This is a genomic window from Actinokineospora bangkokensis (assembly GCF_001940455.1).
Taxonomy (GTDB): domain Bacteria; phylum Actinomycetota; class Actinomycetes; order Mycobacteriales; family Pseudonocardiaceae; genus Actinokineospora; species Actinokineospora bangkokensis.
In genome coordinates this window covers 594,185-602,631 of record NZ_MKQR01000028.1, presented here as the reverse complement: position 1 = coordinate 602,631, position 8,447 = coordinate 594,185, and the positions used below count along the sequence as shown (strand labels likewise).

8 protein-coding genes are annotated in these 8,447 nt (G+C 70.6%); all 8 read right to left on the bottom strand.

The window, feature by feature from the left end:
* Positions 1 to 9 precede the first annotated feature (9 nt).
* Entirely contained in the window at positions 10 to 846 is an 837-nt protein-coding gene (locus tag BJP25_RS29755) for a hypothetical protein (protein WP_075978300.1), read from the bottom strand.
* Positions 839 to 1,321 carry a hypothetical protein gene (locus tag BJP25_RS29750; protein ID WP_075978299.1) on the bottom strand — a complete coding sequence of 161 codons (483 nt, stop codon included), beginning with the start codon at positions 1,319 to 1,321 and terminating at the stop codon, positions 839 to 841. The genes BJP25_RS29755 and BJP25_RS29750 overlap by 8 nt, the downstream gene beginning before the upstream one ends.
* Entirely contained in the window at positions 1,318 to 2,205 is an 888-nt protein-coding gene (gene mshB, locus BJP25_RS29745) for an N-acetyl-1-D-myo-inositol-2-amino-2-deoxy-alpha-D-glucopyranoside deacetylase (RefSeq protein WP_075978298.1), read from the bottom strand. The genes BJP25_RS29750 and mshB overlap by 4 nt, the downstream gene beginning before the upstream one ends.
* Positions 2,206 to 2,307: 102 nt before the next feature.
* Entirely contained in the window at positions 2,308 to 3,348 is a 1,041-nt protein-coding gene (locus BJP25_RS29740; RefSeq protein WP_075978297.1) for an ABC transporter ATP-binding protein, read from the bottom strand.
* A complete protein-coding gene (locus BJP25_RS29735; protein WP_075978296.1) occupies positions 3,345 to 4,508 on the bottom strand; it encodes an ABC transporter ATP-binding protein in 1,164 nt (387 codons plus the stop codon). Before BJP25_RS29735 ends, BJP25_RS29740 begins: the two co-directional genes overlap by 4 nt.
* A complete protein-coding gene (locus BJP25_RS29730; protein WP_233158332.1) occupies positions 4,508 to 5,452 on the bottom strand; it encodes an ABC transporter permease in 945 nt (314 codons plus the stop codon). The genes BJP25_RS29735 and BJP25_RS29730 overlap by 1 nt, the downstream gene beginning before the upstream one ends.
* Positions 5,445 to 6,443: an ABC transporter permease gene (locus tag BJP25_RS29725; protein WP_084794696.1), complete on the bottom strand. Its 999-nt coding sequence runs from the start codon at positions 6,441 to 6,443 to the stop codon at positions 5,445 to 5,447. Before BJP25_RS29725 ends, BJP25_RS29730 begins: the two co-directional genes overlap by 8 nt.
* A gap of 189 nt (positions 6,444 to 6,632) precedes the next feature.
* Positions 6,633 to 8,438 (bottom strand): ABC transporter family substrate-binding protein, encoded by a 1,806-nt coding sequence (locus BJP25_RS29720; protein WP_143219373.1) that lies wholly within the window; start codon positions 8,436 to 8,438, stop codon positions 6,633 to 6,635.
* Between the last annotated feature and the right edge of the window lie 9 nt (positions 8,439 to 8,447).

Below are 8,447 nucleotides of genomic sequence, written 5' to 3'. Positions count from 1 at the left end.
GGACACGCCCTAGGGCTGGGGGTGGGGGGTGTGGGTGTCCAGCCACTTGCGGGCCTGCTTGGCGGCGCGCTTGAGGGCGCTGCGTTCGCCGAAGTAGTCGGCGGCCATGCCGATGACGGGGAGCAGGCCGATGGCCTTGTGGTAGAAGCGGCCCTGGGGGCGCTTGCCGAGTTCGTCCTGGATGGCGAGCAGGGCGCGGCCGAGGCGCCAGAGGGCCTTGGCGGCGGCCTTGAGGGTGATCTTGCCGTGGCGGGACTGGGATTCGTCCATCTCGGCGGTGAGCTCGGCGGTGGCGGCGTCCTCCTGCTCGGGGGACAGGTCGTCGTGCTCGCCCGCGGCGAGGCGGGGGTCGATGTCGCGGTCGAAGAGGACGGCGGCCAGCAGGCGGACGCGGGTGGCGTGGTCGGTGGCGCCGTGCTCGACGGCGAGGGCGGACAGCAGCAGGCCCTGGCCCGCGGCGCCGAGGGCGTCCTGGATGGGCAGGCGGTCGGCCAGGGCGCCGCCGAGGCCGGGGACCGAGGCCAGCAGGACGGTGAAGCGGCCGACCCGGTTGACCCACCAGGAGTCGCGGTCGGCCACCGACATCGACGTCCAAGCGGTGGTGCCGGGCACGTGCAGGCTCTCCAGGCCCTCCAGCAGCTTCTGCCTGCGGCCCTTGTCCACCGCCGCCAGCGATTCGACGTCCTCCACATCGCCGGAACCGCCGGGGTCGGTGCCGCCGGGCAGGACGCGGCGGACGAGGCCGAGGGGGTCGGACTCGCGCAGGGCGGACAGCAGCGGCGCGGTGGCCCTGACGAAGGGGCGCAGGACCGCCACCACCTGCTTGTCCGAGATCGCCTCAGCCATCACCGCTCCGCTCGTGCGCCGTTCCGGAGGGCGACGCGGCCCGCGCCGACCCGTCCCGAACTGTGCCCGACGGCGAGCCGTCCCGCACGGAGGCGATCGTCGACCGCGCCAGCACGTCACCGATCTTCACCGTGGCGGGGAAGGCGCCCGCCGCCAGCAGCAGCAGGGTGCGCCAGTCCGCGACCACCACCTCGTCGCCGCCCGGGGTGAACACCAGGAACGCGAGCAGCACCGCCAGCCAGGCGTAGAGCGGCCCGCCCGCCACCGACGCCTTGCGGGTCAGCCGCGCGGCCCGCACCACCAGCCAGGGCGAGGTCACCGCCGCCACCAGGATCGTCACCGGGAAGGGGGCGTCGCCCACCTCGGGCAGCGCCGTGCCGTCCAGGCGCAGCGGCAGGAAGATCAGCTCGTACACCGCCAGCACCGCGCTGAGCAGCAGCAACCCGGTGTAGCGCAGCCGCTGGCCGGGGGTCACCGGTCGGCGCCCCGGTGCTCGACCGGCGACAACCCGGCGAACAGGTCGCCCCCGCCGCCGGAGGTGCCCCTGGCCAGGGTGTAGCACTCGCGGGTCAGCACGGGCTGGGCGATGCCGTTGGTGAGGCTGAAGCTCTGCTCCCCGCCCTCGCCGTCCCACACCGCGACCTGGGTGGCGTGCGCGCGCAGGGCGCGCAGCTTCGCGGGCAGGTGGTCGGTGACGTCGACGCGGTGGGTGATGACCTCGTCGGGCACGACCGCGAGGTCGCCGGGGGCGGGCAGCGCCCACGGCAGGCCGGTGAACCCGGGCAGCAGCGCGACCCCCGCCGCGGTGTCGGCCGCCGAGCTGACCACGTGGTAGAACCGCGCCACCTCGGGCAGCCCGGCCAGGGCGGCGGCGGTGACGTCGTGGGCGCGGACGTGGTCGGGGTGGCCGTAGCCGCCGTCCGGGCCGTAGGTGATGACGACCTGCGGGCGCACCTCGGTGATCACCTCGGTGAGCTGGGCGACCTGCTCGTCGAGCGGCCCGGCGACGAACGCGCGCGGGTGCAGCACCTCGGGGGCCGACGCCGCGCCCGCGGTGCCGACCATGCCCGAGTCGCGCCAGCGGCCGATGCCGCCGAGGTAGCGGTGGTCGGAGACGCCGAGGGCGGCGCAGGCCGCGCGCAGCTCCCCCACCCGGTAGCCGCCGAGCTGGTCGGCGGCGCCCGCGGCGAGCCCGGCCAGCGACGGCGGGTAGACCTCGCCCTCCTCGCCCAGGGTGCAGGTGACCAGGGTTACCTGGACGCCCGCGGCGGCGTAGCGGGCGATCGTGCCCCCGGTCCACAGGCTCTCGTCGTCCGGGTGGGCGTGCACGAGCAGCAGCCGGGGAGGGGTGGTCAGCATGTGCGGGCAGTCAGCCTTCACCGTGGGATGGGTCCGGGCACCGGGGGGATTCCCCCGGTGCCCGGACAGTACTAGGTGCGCTCGACCACGTGTGCTCGCGCACTACGGCAGGACTGCGCGCTCCTCGGCGAAGTGGCAGGCCGAGATGGTGCTGCCGTGGTCCACCAGCGGCGGCTCCTCGGTGGCGCAGATGTCCTGGGCCTTCCAGCACCGGGTGCGGAACCGGCAGCCCGAGGGCGGGTTCACCGGCGACGGCACGTCCCCGGTGAGCACGATCCGCTGCCGCTGGCGCTCCTGGCGGGGGTCGGGCACCGGCACCGCGGACAGCAGCGCCTGGGTGTAGGGGTGGGTGGGGCGCTCGTAGATGGCGTCCCGGTCCCCGATCTCGACGACCTTGCCCAGGTACATGACCGCGACCCGGTGCGAGATGTGCCGCACCACCGACAGGTCGTGCGCGACGAACAGGTACGCCAGCTGCAGGCGCTCCTGCAACTCCTCCAACAGGTTCACCACGCCCGCCTGCACCGACACGTCCAGCGCGGACACCGGCTCGTCGAGCACGATGAGCTTGGGGTCCAGGGCCAGCGCGCGGGCGATGCCGATGCGCTGGCGCTGCCCGCCGGAGAACTCGTGCGGGTAGCGGTTGCGGTGCTCGGGGTTGAGCCCGACCAGCTCCAGCAGCTCGTCCACCCGGTGCTGCACGCCCTTGGCGTCGCCGCCGACGCCGTGGATGCGCAGCGGCTCGGCGACGACGTCGTTGACCTGCCAGCGCGGGTCGAGCGAGGCGTACGGGTCCTGGAAGACGATCTGCATGTCCTTGCGCAGCGGGCGCATCTGCTTGGGCTTGAGCGTGGTCAGCTCGCGGCCCTCGAACCGCACCGAGCCCGAGGTGGGCTGGTGCAGCTGCAGGATGGCGCGCCCGGTGGTGGACTTGCCGCAGCCGGACTCGCCGACCAGGCCCAGGGTCTCGCCGCGGGCGAGGTCGAAGCTGACCCCGGACACGGCCTGCACCTTGCCCACCGTGCGCGGGATGATCCCGCCGCCGCGCACCGGGAACTCCTTGACGAGGTCCTTGACCTCCAGCAGCGGGGTGGCGGTGGTGCTCGCGGCCGCCGGGGCGGTCGCGGCGTGCGTCTCGGTCACTTCTCCTCCTCCGCCAGCCGCTTCTCCACGTCGGCGAGGTCCTCGACGACGGGGGCGTCCGGGTCGGCCTGGACCAGCGCGGCGGGGTTCTCCACCACGCCGATCTCCTCGGTGGCGAACAGCTGCTGCGGGTTGTCCAGCCCGGACAGGTGCTCCCAGCGGTGGCACCTGGTCGAGTGGCCGGACCCGCCCAGCTGGATCAGCGGCGGCTCGGCCTCGTGGCAGACCTCCGCGACCAGCGGGCAGCGCGGCGAGAACGCGCAGCCGTGCGGCAGGTTGATCAGCGAGGGCGGGGCGCCCTTGATGGGGGTGAGCTTCTTGCCCAGCGTGGCGGGGTTGGGCAGGGAGCCGAGCAGGCCGACGGTGTAGGGCATCCTCGGCCGGTCGAACACCTCGTCCACCGGGCCGGACTCGACCACGGTGCCGCCGTACATGACCTGCACCCGGTCCACCATGCCCGCCACGACGCCGAGGTCGTGGGTGATCATGATGATGCCCGCGTCGGTCTCGTCCCGGATGCGCAGCAGCGTCTCCAGGATCTGCGCCTGCACGGTGACGTCGAGCGCGGTGGTCGGCTCGTCGGCGATGATCACGTCCGGGTCGTTGATGATCGCCATGGCGATCACCACGCGCTGGCGCATGCCGCCGGAGAACTCGTGCGGGTACTGCGCCGCGCGCCGGTCCGGCTGCGGGATCCCGACCAGCTCCAGCGCCTCGACCGCCTTGGCCCAGGCCGCCTTCTTCGACACCTGGTGGTGCGCGCGGTAGGCCTCGGCCAGCTGCCACCCGATCGTGTAGACCGGGTTCAGCGAGGTCATCGGGTCCTGGAAGATCATGGCGACGCCGTTGTTGCGCACGCCCATCATCTGCTTGTAGGTCCGCCCGACCAGCTCCTGGTCGCGGTAGCGGATCGACCCGGTGATCCTGGCCGACCCGGGCAGCAGGCCCATCACCGCCATCGAGGACACCGACTTGCCGGAGCCGGACTCGCCGACGATGCCCAGCACCTCGCGCGGGCGCAGGGTGTAGGAGATGTCGCGGACGGCGTGCACGTCGCCGTCGTCGGTGGGGAAGGTGACCGACAGGTCCTGCACGCTGAGCACCGGCTCGCCCGCGAGGGTGGGGGTGGCCGCCGTGCCGTCGTTCGTCTGGGCGCTCATCAGCTCCGCACCTTCGTCTGCCTCGGGTCGAACGCGTCGCGCAGGCCGTCGCCGATGAAGTTCACCGCGAGCGAGATCAGCACGATGACCACGAACGGGCCCCAGAACAGCCAGGGGCGGTTGGTGATCTGCGAGTAGTTCTCACTGATGATCAGGCCGAGCGAGGTGTCCGGGGACTGCACGCCCAGGCCGATGAACGACAGCGCCGCCTCGGAGAGCACGGCGGTGGCCACGGCCAGCGTGGTGTTCACGGTGATGGTGCCGACCATGTTCGGCACCAGGTGCCGGAAGATCACCCAGGGGGTGCTGGCACCGGAGGCGCGCGCGGCCTCGATGAACTCCCGCTGCGACAGCGACAGGGTCTCGCCGCGGGTGATGCGCGCGGTGGACATCCAGGCGAAGGTCGCCAGGATCAGCGCCACGGTGTACCAGGAGCCGCTGAGCGCGCGGACCAGGATGGCCGACACCGCGATCGACGGGATGATCAGCATCAGGTCGGTGAGCCTGCTGATGACCGAGTCGGTGGCCCCGCGCAGGTAGCCCGCCAGCGAGCCCAGGACGACCCCCACCACGGTGGAGGTCAGCGCGACCACCAGCGAGATCGCCAGCGACAGCCGGGTGCCGACGATGAGCTGGGCGAGCATGTCCTTGCCGGTCTGGATGGTGCCCAGCGGGTGCTCCAGGCTGGGCGGCAGGTAGCCGCGGGCGGAGGCGTCGTCGACCGGGATGGTCCAGAAGACCGGGCCGAGGAAGCCGAACGCGGCGATCAGCAGGAACACCACCAGGCTGACCATGGCCAGCCGGTGCCGCAGGAACCGCTTGATGATCAGGGTGCTCTGCTTGCGGGCCTGGGTGGCGTCGAACTCGCTCGCGCGCGCCCCGACGACGGCGGTGGTGCCACCGCCGCCGGGCGCGGCCGGGTTCACGGGGGTGTCGCTAGGCAAGGCGGATCCTCGGGTCGAGGATGCCGTACATGACGTCGGCAACCAGGTTGAAGATGACGACCAGCGTGGCGGTGACCATCAGCCAGCCCATCAGCATGTAGGGGTCGAAGGTCTTCACGGACTTCACCAGCAGGTCGCCCATGCCCTTCCAGCTGAACACCGTCTCGGTGACGACCGCGCCGGAGAACAGCGCCGCGCCGTTGAGCGAGAACAGCGTGGAGACCGGGATGAGGGCGTTGCGGAAGGCGTGCCGGAAGATGACCCGGCGGCTGGAGATGCCCTTGGCCTTCGCCGTGCGCACGTAGTCGGAGTTCAGCGTCTCCAGCATCGACGCGCGCTGGAACCGGCTGTAGGCGGCGAAGCTGATCAGCGTCAGGCTCAGCGTCGGCAGCAGGTAGTTGCCGGTGTACTTGAAGATGAAGTCGCCGAAGTCGCCGGAGTAGGTGTCCGACGAGGGGCTGACGGTGTTGAGCCAGCGGTCGATGCCCATGGACTGCAGCAGGTCGTTGAGCTTGATGCCGTAGGTCTTGAGGATCACCGCCACGCAGACGATCGGCATCGAGAACATCAGGAACGCGCTGGAGGTGGCCAGGTAGTCGAAGAACGAGTACTGGCGCACCGCGGCGATCACGCCGACCACCACGCCCAGCACCAGGGCCAGGATCTCGGCACCCACGACGAGCCGAGCGGTGATCCAGAGCGCGCGCATGACGGAGTCGAAGACGTCCACCTTGGCCTGGCCCAGGGCGATGGACTGGCCCCAGTCGCCCTGCAGGAAGTTCACCAACCAGTCCCAGTACCGAACGATGATCGGCTTGTCGAGGCCGAGGCTGGCCTCCAGGTCGGCGATCTGCTGCGGGGTGGTGTTCGGCTTCGCCTTGAGCTCGGCGACCGGGTTGCCCGCGGCGGCGACCATGAAGAACGCGGCGATGCTGCCGATCAGCAGGATCGGTATCGAGATCAGCAACCGCCGGATGATGTAGCGAATCACGGAATGCTCCTCGGTGGGGCCCAAGCGGCCGGGCCGGTCGGGCCCAGGCTCTCCAGTGTCCCTCCCCCGGCGGCTGATCACCGCACCAGGGGGTGATAGGGGGGCCAAGCAGGAGGGGCCGGACTGGCGTCCGGCCCCTCCGCTGGTCAGACCAGAGTCATCTGCGCCGCTTGAGGGCGACGGGGACGACTACTGGGACTTGACCCACTCGTTGGCGTTCCACAGCGTGCCGTTGTAGGACTGGAAGTACACCGAGTCGATGCCCTTCCACGCCCACATCTGCGGCAGGTTGAACAGCGGCAGCGAGTAGGCGTCGGCCGCCATGGCGGCGTCGGCCTCCTGGTAGGACTTGGTGGCCGCCGCCTCGTCGAGGTTGCCCACCGCGTCGGTGTAGGCCGCGTCGACCTTGGGGTTGCTGTAGGAGGACCAGTTCTGGCCGCCCCCGGTCGAGTAGATCGACTTCTGGCCGGACTTGAACGGCGCCGACGACCACGCGAACAGCGCGATGTCGTAGTCGCCCTGCGACACGCGGGTGTCGAGGAAGTTCGAGTCGGTGTCGTCCTTGATCTCGATGCCCGCGTTCTTGCACTGGGACTGGATCAGCTCGACGGTCTGCTTGCGGCGGGGGATGTCGGTGTGGCTGATCTTCAGCGACACGCGCTGGCCGCCCTTGGCCATGATGCCGTCGGACCCGGCGGTGTAGCCTGCGTCGGTCAGCGACTTCTTCGCCGCGGCGGCGTCGCCCTTGTAGTCGGCGTAGACGTCCTTGTAGCCGTCCTCACCCTGGAAGAACGACAGCGAGCCCAGCGGGACCGCGTCCTCCAGGACGGGCTTGACCAGCTTGTCGACGATCTCCTGGCGGTTGACGCACTGGAAGAACGCCTTGCGGACGGCGATGTCGGCCAGCAGCGGGTTCTTGAAGTTCAGGTCGAGGTGCTCGAAGGACAGGCCGTTCGAGGCGCCGAACTTCACCCCCTGCGACGACAGGCCGCGCAGCCGGTCGGCGGCGTTGACGTCGGGCTGGGCCATGGAGTTGACCTGGACCTCGCCGTTCTCCAGCGCCTGGGCCTGGGCCACCTGGTCGGAGATGCCGCGCAGCACGATCTTGGCCGGGCCGCCGGGCTTGCCCGCGTACTTCGGGTTGCGCTCCAGGGTCACCGAGTTGTTCTGCTCGAACGCGGTGATCATGTAGGCGCCGGAGGCGGGCATCAGGTCCTTGGTGAACCCGTTCCACTTCGTCTTCCAGAACTCGGCGACCTTCTCCAGCGCCGCCTGGTCGCCGCCGACGGGCAGCAGCTTGGTGATGTCGGCGACGCCGGTCTGGGCCTCGACGATGTGCGCGGGGAGCACGTCACCGGAGACGCCGAACAGGCCCTTGTAGTCCGGGTAGGACTTCTCGAAGGTCGTGACGACCTCGTTGTTGCCCTTGCACTCGACCTTGGAGATGTCCTCGTAGCCGGTGGTGCCCGCGGCCAGGAACAGGTCCTTGCCGTCGGCGGTCTTGGACTTGCCGGTCTGCGACAGCCAGGTCAGGTAGAAGTCCTTGCAGCCCCACGGCGCCCCGTCGGACCAGGTGACGCCGTCCTTGATCTTCCAGGTCACGACCTGGGGGCTGGTGCTGGTGAGGTCGACGCCCTCCATGACGTCCTTGTCGAGGAGGACGTTGTTGTTGCCGTCGAGCTTGTAGGCCCCCGACAGCACCTGCGTCATCGCGAAGGTGTTGTAGGAGTTGTTGGCGTCCGCCGCGGAGTTGTTGTACGCGGTGAACGGGTTGTCGGTGGACACCGTGATGGTGTCGCTCGACTGAGTGACCTCGGGGGAGGTGTACTCGGTCTGGGCGTCGTTCTCACCCTTGGCCTTGGCCATGGCCTTGATGTCGTCCGACGGGCCGGTGGTGCCGCCATCGCCGCCGGTCGACCCGCCGCACGCGGTGAGGACGAGCGAGGCGCCGACGGCCATCGCGGCCGCGGACAGCGTTTTTCTCCTGATTGACACGTGCCCTCC